Annotated in this window: 15 protein-coding genes and 3 pseudogenes; 10 read left to right on the top strand and 8 right to left on the bottom strand. The window is 35.8% G+C overall.

Translation table 11 applies throughout. The features are described from left to right. Positions 1-185 precede the first annotated feature (185 nt). The 3 genes from hfq (MKX66_RS28420) to MKX66_RS28410 all read right to left on the bottom strand — a co-directional run bounded on the left by hfq (MKX66_RS28420) (position 186) and on the right by MKX66_RS28410 (position 1,822). Positions 186-371, bottom strand: a complete 186-nt coding sequence (gene hfq / locus MKX66_RS28420; protein ID WP_341087816.1) for an RNA chaperone Hfq — start codon at positions 369-371, stop codon at positions 186-188. A 228-nt stretch (positions 372-599) separates the two neighbouring features. Then, positions 600-731, bottom strand: coding sequence for a Phr family secreted Rap phosphatase inhibitor (locus tag MKX66_RS28415; protein WP_341087814.1), 132 nt, complete (start codon positions 729-731; stop codon positions 600-602). Beyond that, positions 728-1,822 (bottom strand): Rap family tetratricopeptide repeat protein, encoded by a 1,095-nt coding sequence (locus tag MKX66_RS28410; protein WP_341087813.1) that lies wholly within the window; start codon positions 1,820-1,822, stop codon positions 728-730. Before MKX66_RS28410 ends, MKX66_RS28415 begins: the two co-directional genes overlap by 4 nt. Positions 1,823-2,282: 460 nt before the next feature. Here MKX66_RS28410 and MKX66_RS28405 point away from each other — a divergent pair, with 460 nt between their 5' ends. From MKX66_RS28405 to MKX66_RS28395, 3 genes and pseudogenes are all read left to right on the top strand, one after another. Then, positions 2,283-2,990 (top strand): IS6 family transposase, encoded by a 708-nt coding sequence (locus tag MKX66_RS28405; RefSeq protein ID WP_341087812.1) that lies wholly within the window; start codon positions 2,283-2,285, stop codon positions 2,988-2,990. A gap of 63 nt (positions 2,991-3,053) precedes the next feature. Beyond that, a pseudogene (locus MKX66_RS28400) lies at positions 3,054-4,292 on the top strand (methyl-accepting chemotaxis protein); the annotation flags it as partial. 159 nt (positions 4,293-4,451) lie between these two features. Beyond that, complete coding sequence (locus tag MKX66_RS28395; RefSeq protein WP_341088154.1) at positions 4,452-4,652, top strand: alpha/beta-type small acid-soluble spore protein; 201 nt, start codon at positions 4,452-4,454, stop codon at positions 4,650-4,652. Here MKX66_RS28395 and MKX66_RS28390 read toward each other — a convergent pair. Both MKX66_RS28390 and MKX66_RS28385 read right to left on the bottom strand, forming a co-directional pair. Then, positions 4,610-4,912: pseudogene (locus MKX66_RS28390) on the bottom strand (helix-turn-helix domain-containing protein); the annotation flags it as partial. The gene MKX66_RS28395 and the pseudogene MKX66_RS28390 sit on opposite strands and share 43 nt — an antisense overlap. A gap of 348 nt (positions 4,913-5,260) precedes the next feature. Continuing rightward, the gene (locus MKX66_RS28385) at positions 5,261-5,653 is read right to left on the bottom strand and encodes a hypothetical protein (RefSeq protein WP_002090499.1); all 393 of its coding nucleotides are present in this window, start codon (positions 5,651-5,653) and stop codon (positions 5,261-5,263) included. Positions 5,654-6,666: 1,013 nt separating this feature from the next. On the opposite strand from MKX66_RS28385, the gene MKX66_RS28380 reads away from it, so the two are divergent. From MKX66_RS28380 to MKX66_RS30955, 4 genes and pseudogenes are all read left to right on the top strand, one after another. After that, entirely contained in the window at positions 6,667-7,836 is a 1,170-nt protein-coding gene (locus MKX66_RS28380; protein ID WP_341087811.1) for a serine hydrolase domain-containing protein, read from the top strand. Between the two features lie 766 nt (positions 7,837-8,602). Next, the gene (locus MKX66_RS28375; protein WP_341087809.1) at positions 8,603-9,769 is read left to right on the top strand and encodes a serine hydrolase domain-containing protein; all 1,167 of its coding nucleotides are present in this window, start codon (positions 8,603-8,605) and stop codon (positions 9,767-9,769) included. Between the two features lie 93 nt (positions 9,770-9,862). After that, on the top strand, positions 9,863-11,947 hold the full coding sequence (locus MKX66_RS28370; protein WP_341087808.1) for a serine hydrolase domain-containing protein: 2,085 nt from the start codon (positions 9,863-9,865) through the stop codon (positions 11,945-11,947). 222 nt (positions 11,948-12,169) lie between these two features. Beyond that, positions 12,170-12,379 (top strand): annotated as a pseudogene (locus tag MKX66_RS30955) (hypothetical protein); the annotation flags it as partial. A 196-nt stretch (positions 12,380-12,575) separates the two neighbouring features. On the opposite strand, the gene MKX66_RS28365 reads toward MKX66_RS30955, so the two are convergent. Together MKX66_RS28365 and MKX66_RS28360 are read right to left on the bottom strand one after the other, a co-directional pair. Continuing rightward, positions 12,576-14,006: an IS4-like element ISBce2 family transposase gene (locus MKX66_RS28365; RefSeq protein WP_341087807.1), complete on the bottom strand. Its 1,431-nt coding sequence runs from the start codon at positions 14,004-14,006 to the stop codon at positions 12,576-12,578. A gap of 220 nt (positions 14,007-14,226) precedes the next feature. After that, complete coding sequence (locus MKX66_RS28360; RefSeq protein WP_341087805.1) at positions 14,227-15,657, bottom strand: IS4 family transposase; 1,431 nt, start codon at positions 15,655-15,657, stop codon at positions 14,227-14,229. Between the two features lie 190 nt (positions 15,658-15,847). On the opposite strand from MKX66_RS28360, the gene MKX66_RS28355 reads away from it, so the two are divergent. From MKX66_RS28355 to MKX66_RS28345, 3 genes are all read left to right on the top strand, one after another. Further along, positions 15,848-16,420 (top strand): DJ-1/PfpI family protein, encoded by a 573-nt coding sequence (locus tag MKX66_RS28355; RefSeq protein ID WP_341087802.1) that lies wholly within the window; start codon positions 15,848-15,850, stop codon positions 16,418-16,420. A 184-nt stretch (positions 16,421-16,604) separates the two neighbouring features. Next, positions 16,605-16,793 (top strand): RNA chaperone Hfq, encoded by a 189-nt coding sequence (hfq, locus tag MKX66_RS28350; RefSeq protein WP_002090661.1) that lies wholly within the window; start codon positions 16,605-16,607, stop codon positions 16,791-16,793. Between the two features lie 323 nt (positions 16,794-17,116). Next, complete coding sequence (locus tag MKX66_RS28345) at positions 17,117-17,626, top strand: DUF4367 domain-containing protein (RefSeq protein ID WP_341087799.1); 510 nt, start codon at positions 17,117-17,119, stop codon at positions 17,624-17,626. Positions 17,627-17,667: 41 nt separating this feature from the next. Here the strand turns inward: MKX66_RS28345 and MKX66_RS28340 are convergent, their stop codons facing one another. After that, a complete protein-coding gene (locus tag MKX66_RS28340; RefSeq protein ID WP_341088152.1) occupies positions 17,668-18,072 on the bottom strand; it encodes a hypothetical protein in 405 nt (134 codons plus the stop codon). Positions 18,073-18,260: the final 188 nt, after the last annotated feature.

Below are 18,260 nucleotides of genomic sequence, written 5' to 3'. Positions count from 1 at the left end.
ACAGTAGTAAGAATATTCAATCTAATTTTATGTTTCTCAATATATTTCGTTCGTTTTTATATTATAATATAGTTAATTCTTTTTATTTATGTATATTTCCTGGGGTGAATCCTTATTATAAGGATTCCTTTTTTATTTTTTAATCAATTAACATTATTCAAATTAGACTTTTAGATGGTATATATTTATAAAGATACTGTTGAAATAGCATGTTTATAAATGAATTGTTGCTTTCCGTGACTGGAGACAAGCACTGAAAATTTATCAACAGCGATAATGATTCCAGGTACTCTAACTCCGTTTATTAGAAATATTGTTACTACTCTTTGTTCCTCTATTAATTTTTTATAAAAGTTTTCTTGTGTATACATCAATAGTTTCATCCTCTCTTAAATATTCTAATCTTTTTGTGAATGTAAAAGGAATGGTGTAATTATAATATTTTTAAATATAGTAGATTTTTTAATTTTTATAAGGGGGATTCTTATAAAAAAATAAAAGTCCTCACAATGAAGTGAAGACCTTTGTTTATTTATCATCCGCCAGTATGGACGTGAGCATATTGTATGACTTTATCCTCGCCGAATTAAATTAAAACCTTAACCACCATGATTTCCGTGAGCATATTGAATAACATCAATAGCTTTCTGTGTTTCTGTAGGGGATTGGGCACCAAACATTAAAGTAAAAATAGTAATTAAACCAACTAAACCGAGAATTGTCTTTTTCATTTTAATGCCTCCTTCTCAATAGCTTTTTTTCCTGCTTGAGAACATGAATAGAAATAATGACTTGCTTTAACATGATTATTTTCTTTATAAAATGCAGTAGCAAGATATTCTTCGTATTCCTTAATGTATTCGAAAAGTTCTTGCTCTTTAAAATATAATACGCCTTCTAACACTGTCCTTTCAAGTGCTTCGGCAGGAAAATCTCCATTCATTGCATCTAAGATTTTAAAATGGTGAAGATATTCTATATTATCAACCTCTTCACAAATAGAATATCCTTTTGCTATGAGATCTTTTGCAACGGAGTGATTCCCTTCCTTCATGTGTTCCCTTGCCTCAATAAAAAGTGCTTTATAATTGTTAGGCATTTTTTGATTTACTTCTGCAAGATATCTAATAGCTAATGGCGAAAGGTTTTGAGTAGCATACATTAATCCTAAATTTTGACGCACCATTAAAATAAATTGCTCTTCGTCTATTTTTTGGAACATATCCATTGCCTTCGTGAAATATTCTTCGGCGAGTTCCCATTCTCTCAAATGAGTACAAGCTAAGCCTATAAGGTTATCACAAAATGCGACATTAATCTCATACCCAGTATGTTGAGCAAAGATTTCTCTTGCCTCTGATACTTTTTTATAAGATAAGAGCCCTTGATATATGTCATAATGGAAAGCTCCAACTTTATAATAAAATTCCGCTTTTTCCAATTCATCAGGAATGCAGTCTAAAAGTTTTTCTGCGTTTTCATAACTCTCTTTTGCGATTTGATATTCGCCAATAGTAGAGGTATGAATCCCTTTGAAAAAGTGATAATAATAAGCTAAGAAATTGTCTGTAGGCATATCAAAAGCCTCAACTTTGTCAAAACTGCTTTTTGAAACGCTTAAATTATCAATTACAAATTGATATCTAAAATCTAGTAGTGAGTAGTAGAGCATTAAATTCTGATCCTCTTCAATACTATGAATCTTAGAATCAATTATTTCTTTTAATTGATGAGCATTACCTATACGCCTTGAGCGGATTTCAAGATACCAATCGTTTAGTAGCTTTGTAATTTCATTGTTCCCCTTAGTTGAAACAATCATTATATATTCCCCCATCCTATAGAAGTCTGCTAATGTTATATATTACCATTATAGCAAACTAGCAACATCATTTGAGTAATTTCGATTTATTTTTCAACAAAATTCAGAAAATAAAATAAAATCATTTTAATGTGAATTACTTGATGCTGTTCCACCACTTCGCTATCAGATTATGATTAAGGTAAAGAAGGAACTAAATGGCTCCCTTTTTACCGTATAATAGAAGGAAAAGTAAGTTTAATGAATAATAGGGAGAAACTATCCATATGAACAATAATTTTCCGAATTACAAAAAAACTTTTGAAGCAACTCAAAGGAGATTAAAAAGCATAAAAAATATCTGTTCACGAAATAAAGGAATAGATGAAGGGTTCTGGTGCAAAAACTTTAAGGTAATTACAAGTAATCTCTAAAATTTGGACATACTGATACTATTACTCTAAAAAGGTGTGTGATCGGTATGGAAAAGAAAAATTGGTTCAAATGGAAGCACTATCAGCCTGATATTATCTTATTAACGGTAAGATGGTACCTACGTTACAACCTAAGTTTTCGTGATTTGGTGGAAATGATGGAGGAACGGGGTTTATCCATTTCTCATACAACGATTATGCGTTGGGTTCATCAGTATGGTCCTGAATTGGACAAACGGATCCGACGTTACCTCAAACAAATAAATGACTCTTGGAGAGTCGATGAAACATATATCAAAGTAAAAGGTCAATGGATATACCTGTATCGTGCTGTTGATTCGAACGGAAACACAATCGATTTTTGCCTAAGCAAAACAAGAGATCATAAGGCTGCAAAGCGCTTTTTCAAGAAAGCTTTGCGGTCTTTTCATGTTTCAAAGCCACGTGTGATAACAGTTGATAAGAATCCAGCTTATCCTATAGCAATTGAACAGTTGAAAAAAGAAAAAAGCATACCTAACGGTATGCGACTTAGACAACAAAAGTACTTGAATAACATAGTAGAACAAGATCATCGCTTTATAAAGAAGCGAATCCGTTCTACGCTAGGTTTTAAATCTTTTGACACAGCTACATCCATTATTTCTGGAGTAGAATCCATGCATATGATTAAAAAAGAACAGATTGCTTTACGGAACCAGTCTGTCCAAAATAAAAAAGAATTCATCCATCAATTGTTTGGACTTGCAACATAAGATACGATTCCGTTAGGAATATATGTGCTTTATTCTCTTTTGTTTTATTTTTGCACCAGAACCACAATTTTAGAGCCAATTACAGATGAAAATAAAAATATTATTGCAATTGTTGCAGCGGATTTGGACGCTTCTATTATTCCTATTACAAAGAAAAACTTTATGGTGCAAGGTTTGCTCTTTATTATAATTTCATTAACAATCGCAATTACGATTCAAATATTTATCTTACGCAATTCTCTATCACCCTTAAATGATTTACAGGAAGGGTTACGTAAAGTTGGAGAAGGGGATTTAAGTATTAAATTGAATGAAAGATCTGATGATATAGGGATAACTAATACTTATTTTAATAACACTATTGAAAAGTTTAATAGGATTATAGATAAAGTAAGGGAGACTGCTGAACAGGTTTCGACATCTTCACAGGAATTGTCCGCAAGTACAAAAGAGAATAGCATGGCATTTCAAGAGATTGCAAGTTCTATGACAGGATTAAAATTAGGAGCAGATTCTCATGAACATGTAGTGCAGAAATGTTTAGGAATTGTTCAAGAAATGGAAAGTAAGATGGAAGAAATTACAGGAACTACAAAACAAGTTGCGAAAGCTTCGGGAGACATGGAACAGTATTCTGTAGAAGGGAAAGATTTGATAAAGCAAATTGTTAATCAAATGAAAATAATCCGAGATACAGTTCAAGATGTTTCTTCTAGTATTTATGCATTAGAAGCACAATCTAAGGGAATTAGTGAAATTCTTACTGTAATTACAACCATTTCAAATCAAATGAATTTATTAGCTTTAAATGCTTCTACTGAAGCCTCATGTGCTGGAGAGATGGGTAAAGGATTTTCAGTTGTTGCGGATGAGGTACGTATATTAGCAGAAAAAAACGAGATATCTGCAAGGGATATAGCTAAATTAATTGGTGAAATCCAAGTTGAAGCAGAAGAGGCTGTAAGATCCATGCAAAAGAGTTCAAAAGAGGTTGAATCAGGAATAACACTTGTTGAAAATAGTGGTGCTTTCTTCGGGGAAATTTCAGAATCTGCACAATCTGTTACAAATCAAATTAAAGCGACTTCGAGTAATTCAAGTGATATTTTAAAAAATAGTCATTCCATTGTTCAAGTTGTAAACGAATTATCACATATTGCAAATACATATGAGAGTAGCAATGTTGAGATAAGGATAAAAGAGCAAGAAATGTATGTAAAAGATATTGCAGAGCTAGCAAATTCTTTAAATTGGCTCTCCAAAGAATTACAGGAGTTAATAGGAGGGTTCAAAATTAAGTAGGATAGAAGAAGGTGTAGGTATGACCTATACCTTTATTTATTCCCACATAAGGGATGAAAACTTAGATATATATGTAAAATAGTTAACAGAATAATTCTTTTGCATATTCTACTGGAGATAGAGCGTGATATTACCAATTTCAGTGGAGGTGTGTTAGAAATGCAAATTCGGGAAAATAATAATTCAAATGAAATCCTGATAGCAGCTGCAGCAAGTGCCATTGAGCAAATGAAATATGAAATTGCTCAGGAGTTTGGTGTTACACTTGGAGCGGATTCAACAGCACGAGCAAATAAATCAGTAGGCGGAGAGATTACGAAACGTGGGGCACTGTTTTGCTTTTTAAAAAAGCGTGTATAAGGATCCGCAAGGTTGCGAACAGACGACTGAATCGCAATACTATCCACTTCTTTGAGCCAAACAAACTCTTTCTTCATGGCAGGAAGTTTGGCAGAGCATGTACCATATGTCAAACCTTTCCCCGTCTCTTTGTATGCGTTATCCCATAGAGATAGGAAATGATTGAATACAAAACGAGAACAGCCAATCGTTTTATTAATTAGGGTTGCTTGTGCTTTATTTGGATAGATACGAAATTTATAAGCTTTATTAATCATCATTCATTTCACCTCCATTTCGGCATGTGTCTATTATATAACAAACATACATTCGATAGATAGTGAAGTAACAGTTTATGTATGTCGAACAATTAAGATGGCTTCCTGCCATCTCTTGTCTGAAGCCAATTCATCTCACCACCTACTCACTTCGCGTTCCTTGAGCAAGGAGTCTTCTTGGCTAAAATGATAAAGTTCATTAAGGTTGGTTTTTGCTCATCCCCTCGAAAAGGGGGAATAAGAAAAAAGCAAGCTTCCCTTTTAAGAAGATTTGCTTTTTTCTAAGCTATATTCATATTCTTTGACTCTTCTACATTTGCTATGGTAAGCGCTTTTATAAATACAACATATTTATTGATTAACAAAAATATAAAACCCTTTTTCCCATCGATCTTTGAGCCATTGCAATTCTTCTTTCATATTGGGAACGTATTCGTTTGTTCGTTCCATCAATTTATAGGTTTCCACTAGTTCCAAACATCGATTTGGACTAGTAAGAGAATGTATAAAGAGCATATCACGTTTTGTTACCGAACCAAAAGAGATCCCTTCACGGCTCACCGATAATAACTCTTGAATTTCCTCTTGATCCATATTTGTTTTCTTTAGGTAATTATTCATATCAATGAATGTAGTGTAACTCCATTTCATATTGTCATAATCATTTTCTTGTAGGAGCATTTCACGATAGGATTCCATATCATATATGAGGAAATTACGAATCGCGTCTATAGAAAATTGCATGTACCAAACTTCCTTTACTGTATAGGGTATGTGTGAGTTTTGAGATTCTTTTAAAAAAAGTATTCTCCTAATATGTAGGAAAATACTTTTTTACTTTACCATATATTTAAGTTCTTAGCTGGTTTTAAAACCTGGTAATCCCAAAACAGGAGAAACTTCATCGCTCCTCCTGTTTTGGGATTACGACCGTTATGCTCTGCAAGTTCCTGGACTTCGGATGCCCTCAAAAACCAAGTAACTGTACTTCTTCTCCATGTTGTAAAGATTTTGCGATTTGGTCCAATCCTATTTGTATCGCTGAAAACGCATCTTTTATGTTAAGTTTGTTTCTTGTTTAATGAGTTCCATTTTTCATCTTTCATACCTATATATTCAGCAAGATTTCAGTAATCATTATAACGTATTTGCTATATGTAAAACGAGTTTCTTGCATTATCATATTTATACTAGAGAAAGTTATGCTGTCTTCAAAAAAATCAATCAATATTTTTAAAAAATCAGAGAATGATTTATATCTGATGTACTGACAGGCGTGTTGTTTTTTGGGTATATCTTCAATGTTCTTAATATAGCTACTTTACTTGTTTTATTAATAATTTGTATTTTGAAATTCAAGGATGATATTGATGTACATTTGCGTAAGTGAATAGTTTTCTGTTGAGTTTATAATAGGTGAAAAAAACGATCAATAGTTGGGGGACGGAAAGGCTTCGAATTTACATTCTTTCTCAATACATATTATGGATAAATAAAGTAAAATATGGGTTGGGGTTATGTCTCATGTTGTGTTAATCCTAACAATAACTAAGGGTACATAATATGCTTTCATACCTTTGAATGATTTTGTTATAGGAGGGATGGAGATTTAAATGGCTCAAATTGTTGGTATTGATAGATACCTTTGTACTGGGGCTTTAATCTATATGCGTGAGGGCCTTTCCCTAAGTCTTGTCAGGAAGTAAGGAACAATAAGCAAACACTGATATAATATGAATAGAGAAGAGGAATGCCTTATGAAAATACGTAGTCAAATTACATGTGCAAGTCTGGCCCTTTTAATAGCTGGAAGTTCCCTGTTATATACAACACCAACCTCAATTGTAAAAGCAGAGCCCACTCAAAATGTATCTAGTTCGTTACAAACAAATACTCAACGAGATCGTACTTCCGTCAAGCAAGCAATGCGGGATACATTGCAACTTGGATACCCGGGGATACTTGCTAAAACTTCTGAGGGTGGAAAAAAGTGGGGGTATGCCGCTGGAATAGCGGATCTGAGAACCAAGAAACCAATGAAAACAGATTTTCGCTTTCGCATTGGGAGTGTGACGAAGACGTTCACCGCAACAGTTGTACTTCAATTAGCTGGAGAGAATCGCCTGAATCTAGACGACTACATCGAAGACTGGTTGCCTGGTGTCATTCAAGGAAATGGATATGATGGTAACCAGATTACTATCCGGCAGATATTGAACCATACAAGTGGTATCGCTGAATACTCAAGGTCAAAAGACGCTGATTTTACGGATACAAAAAAATCGTATATGGCTGAAGAGTTAGTGAAGATGGGGGTTTCTCTGCCTCCAGACTTTGCCCCAGGAGATGGCTGGTCTTATTCAAACACAGGATACGTATTACTGGGCATTCTTATTGAAAAAGTAACCAGAAACAGCTATGCGGAAGAGATTGAAAATCGGATTATTGAGCCACTTGAATTGTCGAATACATTCCTACCAGGCAATTCAAGTGTTATTCCAGGCACTAACCATGCCCGTGGATATGTCCAACCAGACGGAGCAAGTGAGCTAAAAGACGTTACTTATTATAACCCAAGTGCAGGTAGCTCTGCTGGAGATATGATTTCTACTGCTGACGACTTAAACAAATTCTTCTCTTACTTGCTCGGTGGCAAATTACTGAAGGAACAGCAACTAAAACAAATGCTTACTACAGTTCCTACAGGAAAAGAAGGAATCGATGGATATGGTCTTGGAATCTATGAAACTAAGCTTCCAAGCGGTGTCTCGATATGGGGACACACCGGTGGCATTCTAGGGTTTACAACTCTTGTTGGAGGTAAACTTGGAGGCAAGCATACGTTGGTCGTCAATTGGAATAGTTTGGGTAGAACTGACAGCCCTAATCCTTTTAAAAATATTTTACTTGCTGAATTTAGCAAGTAGGAAAAAAGGAAAAATTCATTGTAGTTTTCATAGTTAAAAATATACTTTTCTGGTTCAAAAGCCCCAACTTATTTTCAAGAAACATTTGGGGCTTTTTTGTTTTGGTGGCGTTTATTTTTCTTAAGCTGATGGATATGGAGTATCTGCCCTAAGTTAAATAAATTTTGACTTAAAAACAAGTGATTTTAACAACGTTAGGAGTGTTTCATGCAGCACAATGTCATTTGTGTTGTATTGCAAGAAGAAAAATTACATTAGAAAAGAGCCAGAATTCATCCTGTTAAGGGTAAATCGACTCTTAATATTTAAAAGGATGGAAAAAGAAACACAGAAGTAAAAAACCTCTGTGTTTCTTTTTGATTAATATATTTACTGAACTTTTCGGCACAGATGCTCCTTCTATCCTATTATAAAAGCGATTTTGAAAGTAAGTAATTTGTAAGAAATGGGTAAGAAAAAAGAAATTTTCATTGTGTATGATAAAAATATAAAGAGGCGTGAAAGGCGGTACAGATATGACTTATATATGAAAAACAGACCAGTAACAAGACTGTTTCAACGAAAAGAAGTAATTTATGTGGTTAACATATATGTGGAAAAAGAGGGATTTACCCAGGACAGAATGGCGTTTGTAAAAATAATAATTATGAAGATGATTACGAATTCAATGTTGACTTTTTTTCATTTGTGGAGATGGTAGCTGTGTGGTTAATACGAAATAGCAAGAAACCACCTATACAATATGAATAGAGGAGAGGAATGCCCTATGAAAACACGTAGTCAAATTACATTTGCAAGTCTGGCCCTTTTAATAGCTGGAAGTTCTCTGTTATACACAACGCCAACCTTAATTGTAAAAGCAGAACCTACTCAAAGTGTATCTAGTTCGGTACAAACAAGTACTCAACGAGATCGTAATTCTGTCAAGCAAGCAATGCGGGATACATTGCAACTTGGATTCCCGGGGATACTTGCTAAAACTTCTGAGGGTGGAAAAACATGGAGTTATGCCGCTGGGGTAGCAAATTTGAGTAGCAAGAAACCAATGAAAACAGATTTTCGCTTTCGCATTGGTAGCGTGACGAAGACGTTCACGGCAACAGTTGTACTTCAATTAGCCGAAGAGAACCGCTTGAATCTAGACGACTCTATTGAAAAATGGTTGCCTGGTGTCATTCAAGGAAACGGGTATGATGATAAACAGATTACTATCCGGCAAGTATTGAACCACACAAGTGGTATCGCTGAATACACAAGGTCAAAAAGTTTTAATCTTATGGATACAAAAAAATCGTATAGGGCTGAAGAATTAGTAAAGATGGGGATTTCGATGCCCCCAGATTTTGCTCCAGGAAAGAGCTGGTCTTATTCAAATACAGGATACGTATTACTAGGGATCCTTATTGAAACAGTAACCGGGAACAGCTATGCGGAAGAGATTGAAAATCGGATTATTGAACCGCTTGAATTATTGAATACATTCTTACCTGGCAATTCAAGCGTGATTCCAGGAACCAAGCATGCCCGTGGATATATCCAACTAGACGGAGCAAGTGAGCCAAAAGATGTTACGTATTATAATCCAAGTATGGGGAGCTCGGCTGGAGATATGATTTCTACTGCTGATGATTTAAACAAATTCTTCTCTTACTTACTTGGAGGTAAATTAATAAAAGAACAGCAACTAAAACAAATGCTTACTACAGTTCCAACAGGAGAAGCTGCACTTGGCAGATATGGTCTTGGAATCTATGAAACTAAGCTTCCAAACGGTGTCTCAATATGGGGACACGGAGGTAGCATTCCAGGGTTTGTTACTTTTGCTGGAGGTACACTTGGAGGCAAGCATACATTAGCTGTCAATTTGAACAGCCTTAATGCTGATAGTCCTGATCCTTTTAAAAATATTTTACTTGCTGAATTTAGCAAGTAGGCCAAAAGGAAGAACGGATAAATTTTATCATATTTTCATAGTTAAACAAACAAATGATGAAATTGATCACTTATCTAAGGAGGCAATTCCCTCATGAAAAATAAACTAACTGGTGTATTAGCCGCTACATTAGCGCTAACTATGATTCTACCAACAGGGGCGAAAGCATTTTCTGATAGTAAGACTACAGTTGTATCTAACGTAGAAGTAGCTAGACAAGAGCTGAAGAAGATTGCAGCAGAGAAGGCTGCGCTACTCACGAAGTCCCATGGGACGACTAGCGTGCAGTATGCGTTAATTGATAATGGCAAGCTTACTTTGTCGGGGCAGGCTGGAAAGAACGATATGGAAGGGGAACAGCCACTAACCAAAGATACTCTATACGGGATTGGTTCAGTCAGTAAAATGTATGCAACAGCGGCTGTAATGAAATTGGTCGACGAAGGAAAAGTCGATTTGGATGCTCCTGTGGTTAACTATGTTCCTGATTTTAAGATGAAAGATGGGCGGTACAAAAGCATTACCCCGCGTATGTTGTTGAATCATTCCTCCGGCTTGCAAGGTTCCACGTTAAGTAATGCATTTTTATTTAACGATAATGATACCTATTCCCATGATTTCTTGTTGCAGCAATTGTCCAACCAGAGCCTGAAAGCAGAACCTGGCGCGTTCTCGGTATACTGCAACGATGGTTTTACGCTGGCCGAAATTTTGGTGGAAAGAGTCAGCGGTATGAGCTTTACCGAATTTCTACATCAACGGTTTACAGAACCCTTAAAGATGAATCATACAAAAACGCCGCAGGACAAATGGAGAGACGAAAAGCGGGCTGGACTTTATTTTCCGGCGTACCAAGGGCAGCTTCCAATTGAATCGGTGAATGTGATTGGTACGGGAGGGGTCTCTTCCACGGCAGAAGATATGGTACGATTCTCACAATTATTTATGGGACAGGGAAAAGGGATCCTCTCTGATAAGGTAGTCAAGGCGATGGAGCAAGAGGAATATAAAAAAGGAATGTGGCCGGGGGATGGAGATAATATTTTTAACTATGGTCTTGGCTGGGATAGTGTGAAACTATACCCATTCAGTGAATATGGGATAAAAGGCTTGGCTAAGGGCGGCGACACGGCACTGCAACATGCTATACTGGTCGTGCTTCCGGAACAGAAAATGGCAGCGGCTGTGTTGTCATCCGGTGGACGAAGCTCTACAAATCAACTGCTGGCAACTGAATTGCTGCTCGCCGTGCTTAAAGAGAAGGGGACAATTAAGAACATCAAGCCGAACAAATCTTTTGGCAAGCCGGTCAAGGTCAAGATGCCTCAAGACGTGGCAAAGAAAGCGGGCTTTTATGGCAATAGCGAAACTCATTTCAAAATTGAAATTACGAAGAATGGAGAACTGTTCTTACCATCTAATCGAGAAGAAAAATATGTATATACTGTGGATGGAAGCTTTATTAATGAGAAGGGTACTTCTAAGCTCAACTTTGTCACCGAGAAGAATGGAAGAACTTATTTGAGGGAGAGCACATATAAATCGACACCAGACTTAGGGCAAGGTACGATGACTCACTATTTAGCCGAGAAACTAGAAGACAATGTGCTATCGAAGAAAACCGCTGCCGCATGGGCGAAGCGGGAAGGTGTCAAGTTCTATCTCGTGAATGAGAAATTTAGTTCTATTGAATATCTCGTACAACCGAAACTTATTACCACACAAATTACTCGTAAGGAAGGCCTGGCGGGCTATTGGGAGGGCAGAAAAATTACAGGTCCGAACACCGCGGCGCATCAGCTCCAGATCCCCGTGATGAATGGCCGTGATACGACGGAAACGCATTTCTATACAGAAGGCGGCAATGAATATATGGAAATGGCCGGGTTGTTATACGTAAGTGGAAACAACGTAAAACCACTTGATGCTGGCCAATCATTCAAAGTTACGCTGCAAGCAAATGGGCATGCTAAATGGTTTACGATCCCGCAAGCGGCAGCAGGAAAAAGGATGACCGTGACATTGCCATCGCAGGGTGCGTTCGCGGTGTATGATGAGAATGGAGTATGCGTCAACTTTACCATCGTGAGCGGCAATAACAAAGTAAAACTGCCGAAGAATGGAACGGTTGTAATTGCTGGGGCACCGAACTCAGAATTTGCAATTACGTTGAACTAGCTACAATTCAAGATGGAATTCAACAAAACCAGTACGACATAGGAACGGTGTTTTGCTGGTTTTGTTTATATTTACGTATTATCTTTAAGAAGAGAATTTCAACGAATAATATCACGCTCAAACTCTGTAAAAACAGCTATCATACCAAATCAGGGCAATCATCATTTACTCCATTAATCTTCTTGATGTAAATACGTTCGCAGCCGGTATTATGATGTACAAGCCCTATACGATACAGGAATTATCCGAGGTGTTTCAGCTACTAAGTTTACGCCATATGGCACACTCACACGTCAACAGGCTGCACTTATGTTAGAACGAACTCTAGAATATCTAGGTGTAGAAAAAGAGTCAAATATAGGGCCCTACCACATCGCTATCAAGCTAAGAAAAGTAAATACCCCCAGAACGAAATTTTGTGCTAATTTGTAGCAAAAAAGCTCATTTTTTTGTTTTGGGGTAATTCTGAATTCTTAACTTGATGGGCATGGGGTAGCACCACACATCCATCAACTTAACGTATATTTTTATACAAAATGCGGTCTTTCCACGTAGTTTTTTATTATCTTTTATAGATGTTATAAAAGTAGGCACATCAAATAAACCCTGAGGGGTTTCAAATTTTTCGCTATGCTACCTGATGGGCAGAAGTGGTATACTCATACACAACACCTAAAATATCAAAGACTGTTTTTTTCTCATATCTGTGAGATTTTCGTCCGTTTCGCTGTAGGAGGTTAAACAGACGAAGGAGAATCTTTGATAATTCTTGGGTGTTTTTATGTAGTGCTTGATGAAAAAGTAAGAAATAATCTTTAATTATGTACATCGCTTTATATTCACTTAGTTCTTTCTGTTTCTTACGTAACAGGAGTTCTCTCATTTTAAACATAGTAGAAGAACATAATAGGATACTAATGAGTTGTCCATAAAGGTGGCATTCTAATCGCTCTTGTTTAATAGATTTACAACGATGAATTCGAAACCAAGATTTCCATATTTTAAATAACAGCTCAATTTGCCAACGCAGTGAATATAAATCATAGATTTTCTCTTTCGGTACCCATTCCGTAGGAATGTTTGTCATATATACCGTAATTCCTTGTAAAAGTTTCGTACGCTCTGTATATGTAATCCCTTTTTTCTTTTCACGAATAGCTCGATCATGTAGACGTTTCTGTTTTTGCTCCTCTGTACATCTATAAACCACAATGCGAGTGGGTAGTTTGTCTTTGCTCCCTACATATACATCATGTAATTCATACACTTGGCCAGGTTGTAATTGGTTCATGATGTCTTCCAAATGAATTTGTATATATACCGGTCTCAATTGAGCAGGTTTTGTTTTAAATACCACTGTTTCGAATTCTTTTCTATATATTTTAGTTGGTAATTTAAGACGCGATAAATAATACCCTTCCTTATCTTGGATCGATTTAAAGTCTTGTAAACGAAAATACCCTAAGTCACGAATATATAGTTCATTCTTTTGTGTCATGTCCATTCGAGTCGCCCCATATGCCTGATCACTTCGTTTTCCTGGTTCAATTTTCACATCAGAAAACTCTCCATTCAACAAGTCATACTCTAATTGAATTTTCACACCAGCTGTATGACTACAGCCTCCGGCACCAGGATAAGTAGCTGCGAATCGATCTGGAACTTGAAAGGTTGTAGAATCAAGGATGCGAATCCGCTCAAAGTAAGCAGAAAGAGAATGAGAAATTGTAGATGATCCTCCAATTTTAGCTTGTAGAAGTGTAGTAAATACATTTCGAAAGAAGGCTACAGAAGCCGAGTTAAATCGTCGATTCAGTCCCTCAGGACTTAATAAAATTCCTGTTGAAGTTTCTAATTGACTACAAAGTTGAGTAAGAGAGGTTGTAGCGATTTGTTGATTTAACCATACACACAAAGATAAAAAATGGTGCCCATGGCACTTACGTTTTCGTTTCATTCCACCTGCTTCTATAGCTAATTGATTAAGTGTAGCGGGAGACATATATCGATATAACTCTTCGGCAAATAAAGACAGCTCTTGTTTTTGATGCATATTCATAAAAAGCACGTCACCCTTTCTCATTAACATAAGAAAATAGTAACGTGCTTTTAAGTTTAAGAATAGTCTAAATCCTTAAGTTGATGGATGTGGGGTAGCACCACATGCCCATCAAGTTAACCAAGTAATTTACTAGGTAAGAAATAATCCTTGTTTCAAAACTAGCAAGTGATAAAAAAGTAGGCATGCTAAATAAGTCTATTAAAACGCGATCTTTTCGCTAGGCAGCTTGTCTATGCTTCACCGTCGTTTTATACACAATCCCTAGAATATCAAAGACGGTCATCTTCTTATGTCTATGACATTTACGACCGTTCTTTTTGAGCAGTTGATAAAGGCGATGCAGAATTTTTAAAAGTTCTTCTGTGCCAACAGCTATTGCTTGAAACAGTGACGGAAAGTAATCTTTAATCATATAAATCGCTTTGTATTCACTCAGTTCCTGCTTTTTCTTCTCAAGCAGAAACTGGCGCATTTGAAACATCGTAGAAGAACAGAGGAGAATGCCTATGGGCTGTCCATATAAATGGCACTCTAGGCGTTCTCTTTTTATATTTTGACACTCATCAATTTCAAAGAATGACTTCCACGTTTTAAACAAAATTTCAATCTGCCAACGAAGTGAATATAATGAATGCACGTAGTTCGTCGGTACTTCTTCTAGTGATGTATTCGTGATATATACATTCATGCCCATTAAACGTTTACTTTTATCCTTCATGACAATGCCTTTCTTCTTTTCACGTATCGCTTGGTTTTTCAGACGTGTTTGCGTTTGATCATCGGTTAAACGATGGATAATGACACGTGCTGGAAGTTTTTGATTTTGACCAATGTATGCCTCGGGGATTTCCATCGTTTCACCGGGGATTAGATCAGACATCATTTGTGTCATATCAAGCTGGATGTATTCTGTTTGCTTTTTTAACGTACCATTATTGAAGTATTCTGGTTCAGGGTTCTTGATATAAATGCGTGTATTCAACTTCAACCGTGAGATATAGTAAGCCTCTTTATCATGAATGGTTTGTAAGTCTCCTAAATCGAAGTAACCAAGATCACGTAAACACAAATCGCCTGCTTCTACGGTTTCAAGACAGATGGTACCATATGTTTTATCATTATTCTTTCCTGGTCCAAGCTGCACGTTAAGGAATTGACCACTAAGTAAATCATATTCCAATTGAATTTTCACGCCTGCCTTATTACTACTCCCACCTGAACCTTGATAGTCAGTGGCGAATTGATCAGGTAGTTGAAACACTGTTGCATCTAAAATACGGATACGATTAAAAGTAGAGATAACGTGTGCAGAAAGTGAGTGATTTGAGCAGAGTTTTTGTGTGAGAAGAGAAGTAAAGACTTCTCGAAGAAATGCGACAGCTGCTGGATTAAAGCGTTGATTCAGTCCTTCTGGACTCATGAGTGTAGCTGTATTTGCATAAAGCTGACTACATAATCGAGTGAGAGAATCACTTGCTATATGTTGACTGATCCAAATACATAAAGCAGCTAAATCTCGTGCGCCATACTTGCTTTTACGTTTTACAAATCCTGTCTCCTGTGCGAGTTGTTGAAGAACATGTGGAGATAGGTGTTGCTGTAGTTCTTCGGCGAATAAATAAAACTCATTTTGAATCGATAGATTCATAAAAAACGCCATCCTTTTTGTATATTTCTACAAAAAGAATAGCGTTTTTTTCGTTTTATGGATACAATTTTTTAGCTTGATGGCGCTGTTGGGATACCCGGTTATTAAAAATAATTTAAACCTCGCTACCGCCACTTGAAATTGTTATAATTTAAATGTTTTTAACATTTAAATAATGGAGGGCTAGAGAATGAAAATTGCAATAGTCTGTTTCGATAACTTTACTGATATAGATGTTTTTTTACCATGGGATTTATTAAATCGTGTACGTTTAGTTGGCGGTATTTCTGATTGGAATGTCCAACTATTAGGAACGGAAAAAACTCATATATCCATGTCTGGCTTACGTATTCCCATGACAGGAAGCATATTTGATATTCCTTCTGCTGACGCTGTAATATTTGGAAGTGGTAAGGGTGTACAAGATTTATATAAAAATCAAGAATATCTTAATAGCATTCATGTAGATCCTCAAAGACAATTAATAGGCTCTATGTGTTCTGGTTCACTACTACTAGGAGCTAAAAAATTGTTAACTGGCAAAAAAGCAACTACATATCCATCCGTAGTAGAACAGCTAAAAGAATTTGATGTAGACGTTATTGAACAAAGTTTCGTAAACGAAGGAAATATCTCGACTGCTGCAGGTTGTTTTGCTGCTCAAGATCTCTCAGCTTGGATTATAAGAACCCTAATTAATGAAGACATGGTTGACACTGTGTTAGAAACTGTTCAGCCAGTGGGCAAAGGTTTATATTTTTAATTTCAAATCAAGTCAAGAAATTGGTTGTTCCCCAATACGAAAAAAATGAGTTGAATTCTCATGAAAAACTGTAAAATAATAAAATTTTCGTTTTGGGGATACTTCAAAATCTTAGCTTGATGGGCATGTATGGTGACCCCTATTAGAAGAAAAGTAAATACACACAAACCAGGGGGCGCATTTCATGTTTAATTTACAAGAAGATATGTATGAGCAATTGAAAGAGAAAAAAGGAGAAGTTACTGTATTTTTAAAGAATGGCGTTCCAGTACGTGGGCAGATCCTTGCAACAGATAAATTTACCGTCCTAATGATGGTTCATGGTAAACAACAACTAATCTACAAACAAGCAATCTCTACAATTGCTATGTAATACATACTGGACTTATGTAAATATTCCTAAATATTATTACTATATAAACTATAATATAAATAATTCTTTTTATTGTTTATATTTTGTTATTTCCTGTTGCAGAATCCTTAAGATATTAAGGATTCCTTTTTATGTATTAAATGAAGAATTTTCCTTTTTTAAGAAAAATTCAAATAAAAAACAAGATCCAACTTGGGTTTTGTTTATCAGATTTCAGCAACGTGAATTGTATAAATTTAAACAAAAAGTGACATGAAATTAGTATAAAGTTTCTAATGGAATCTAATACTATTAGTAAAATCCGTTGTAGTAGGAGATAACATATGAAAAATATTGTTTTCAAGTTAATGATTGCATTGTTTCTGTTCATGACAGGTAGTCAGTTTAATATCAATGCTTATGCTGAAAATGTGAATGTAGTTAATAAAGGATTTTCCTTGAATGAATTAAAAGGAAAGACTTCTTTTAATTGTTTTATTCCTAAAGAAATAGCTAAGAATTGGAATATAGAATTAAAATATCCAGAACAAGTACATAAAAATATGGAAAAAGTACAAATACATTTTTTGAATAAAACAGGAACGCAATTAAAAGTTGCAGTTATTGAAAGTGCGGCAACAGGCAATAATATTCAACCTGGGGAACATGGCGAGAGAGTGAAAATAAACAATATGAATGGTGTGTTTCATCCGTTAACACCAACAAAAAGAATTAAAGATGTACAAGGTGGGCAATTAATGTGGGTACAAGATGGAACAATGATTGAGTTATTTAGTTCAAGAATCTCTAAACAAGAATTAATTACAATAGCTCAATCAATGCAGAAATTATAAAAAGAGGGTATGTATGTCAAACAACATACACACCCTCTTTTTTATTTATAAACCGATCCACCTGGCATTGCAACATAAAACCATCCCTCTGTCTTTGCACCTGTTAAAGATGTCCATGTTAGTGAATAAGAACCATAAGGAACGTTTTTAAAAGTGAATGCGCCATCATAATCATATTTCAAATATTGAGTATATATTTTTCCAGTTTCCCAACTTGTTAATACCCATTGTGTTTCCGCTTGCTGTCCACTGTGAATACCCTGTTGCCAAACTCTTACTGCAATGTCTCCACCAACGTGTTTACTAATAGTTACTCCATCCCACTCACCATATCTTTCTGGTCTTACAGGGAATTTCTGGCTTGTATAAGCACTTGCAGAACTAACTCCGATTGTAGTGAAACCAATGATAAAAGCAAAGAGCACAAAGATATTTCTCTTTAGCATTTTCACAAAATCATCCCCATTTCTATGTTTTTTATAACTTACTAGTATACGTTAAACGTACGGTAAATATTACCAATATTCAACAATATTTTCCAAAAATAAAGTTTATTCAGAAAACTATATCGCAAATGAAATTTGACCGTTTTTAGTGTAATTAATTAAGTTAAAAATTTAGTACGAGATGTAAT

The organism is Bacillus sp. FSL R9-9530, assembly GCF_038008145.1.
Lineage (GTDB): Bacteria > Bacillota > Bacilli > Bacillales > Bacillaceae_G > Bacillus_A > Bacillus_A mycoides.
The sequence above is the reverse complement of the archived record's forward strand: the minus strand, read 5'-3'. Positions and strand labels throughout refer to the sequence as shown.

Excerpts from the sequence above, each read along its gene's own strand:
- hfq (WP_341087816.1), bottom strand. The coding sequence starts at position 371 with ATGTATACACAAGAAAACTTTTATAAAAAATTAATAGAGGAACAAAGA.
- MKX66_RS28415 (WP_341087814.1), bottom strand. The coding sequence starts at position 731 with ATGAAAAAGACAATTCTCGGTTTAGTTGGTTTAATTACTATTTTTACT.
- MKX66_RS28410 (WP_341087813.1), bottom strand. The coding sequence starts at position 1,822 with ATGATTGTTTCAACTAAGGGGAACAATGAAATTACAAAGCTACTAAAC.
- MKX66_RS28405 (WP_341087812.1), top strand. The coding sequence starts at position 2,283 with ATGGAAAAGAAAAATTGGTTCAAATGGAAGCACTATCAGCCTGATATT.
- MKX66_RS28395 (WP_341088154.1), top strand. The coding sequence starts at position 4,452 with ATGCAAATTCGGGAAAATAATAATTCAAATGAAATCCTGATAGCAGCT.
- MKX66_RS28385 (WP_002090499.1), bottom strand. The coding sequence starts at position 5,653 with ATGCAATTTTCTATAGACGCGATTCGTAATTTCCTCATATATGATATG.
- MKX66_RS28380 (WP_341087811.1), top strand. The coding sequence starts at position 6,667 with ATGAAAATACGTAGTCAAATTACATGTGCAAGTCTGGCCCTTTTAATA.
- MKX66_RS28375 (WP_341087809.1), top strand. The coding sequence starts at position 8,603 with ATGAAAACACGTAGTCAAATTACATTTGCAAGTCTGGCCCTTTTAATA.
- MKX66_RS28370 (WP_341087808.1), top strand. The coding sequence starts at position 9,863 with ATGAAAAATAAACTAACTGGTGTATTAGCCGCTACATTAGCGCTAACT.
- MKX66_RS28365 (WP_341087807.1), bottom strand. The coding sequence starts at position 14,006 with ATGAATATGCATCAAAAACAAGAGCTGTCTTTATTTGCCGAAGAGTTA.
- MKX66_RS28360 (WP_341087805.1), bottom strand. The coding sequence starts at position 15,657 with ATGAATCTATCGATTCAAAATGAGTTTTATTTATTCGCCGAAGAACTA.
- MKX66_RS28355 (WP_341087802.1), top strand. The coding sequence starts at position 15,848 with ATGAAAATTGCAATAGTCTGTTTCGATAACTTTACTGATATAGATGTT.
- hfq (WP_002090661.1), top strand. The coding sequence starts at position 16,605 with ATGTTTAATTTACAAGAAGATATGTATGAGCAATTGAAAGAGAAAAAA.
- MKX66_RS28345 (WP_341087799.1), top strand. The coding sequence starts at position 17,117 with ATGAAAAATATTGTTTTCAAGTTAATGATTGCATTGTTTCTGTTCATG.
- MKX66_RS28340 (WP_341088152.1), bottom strand. The coding sequence starts at position 18,072 with ATGCTAAAGAGAAATATCTTTGTGCTCTTTGCTTTTATCATTGGTTTC.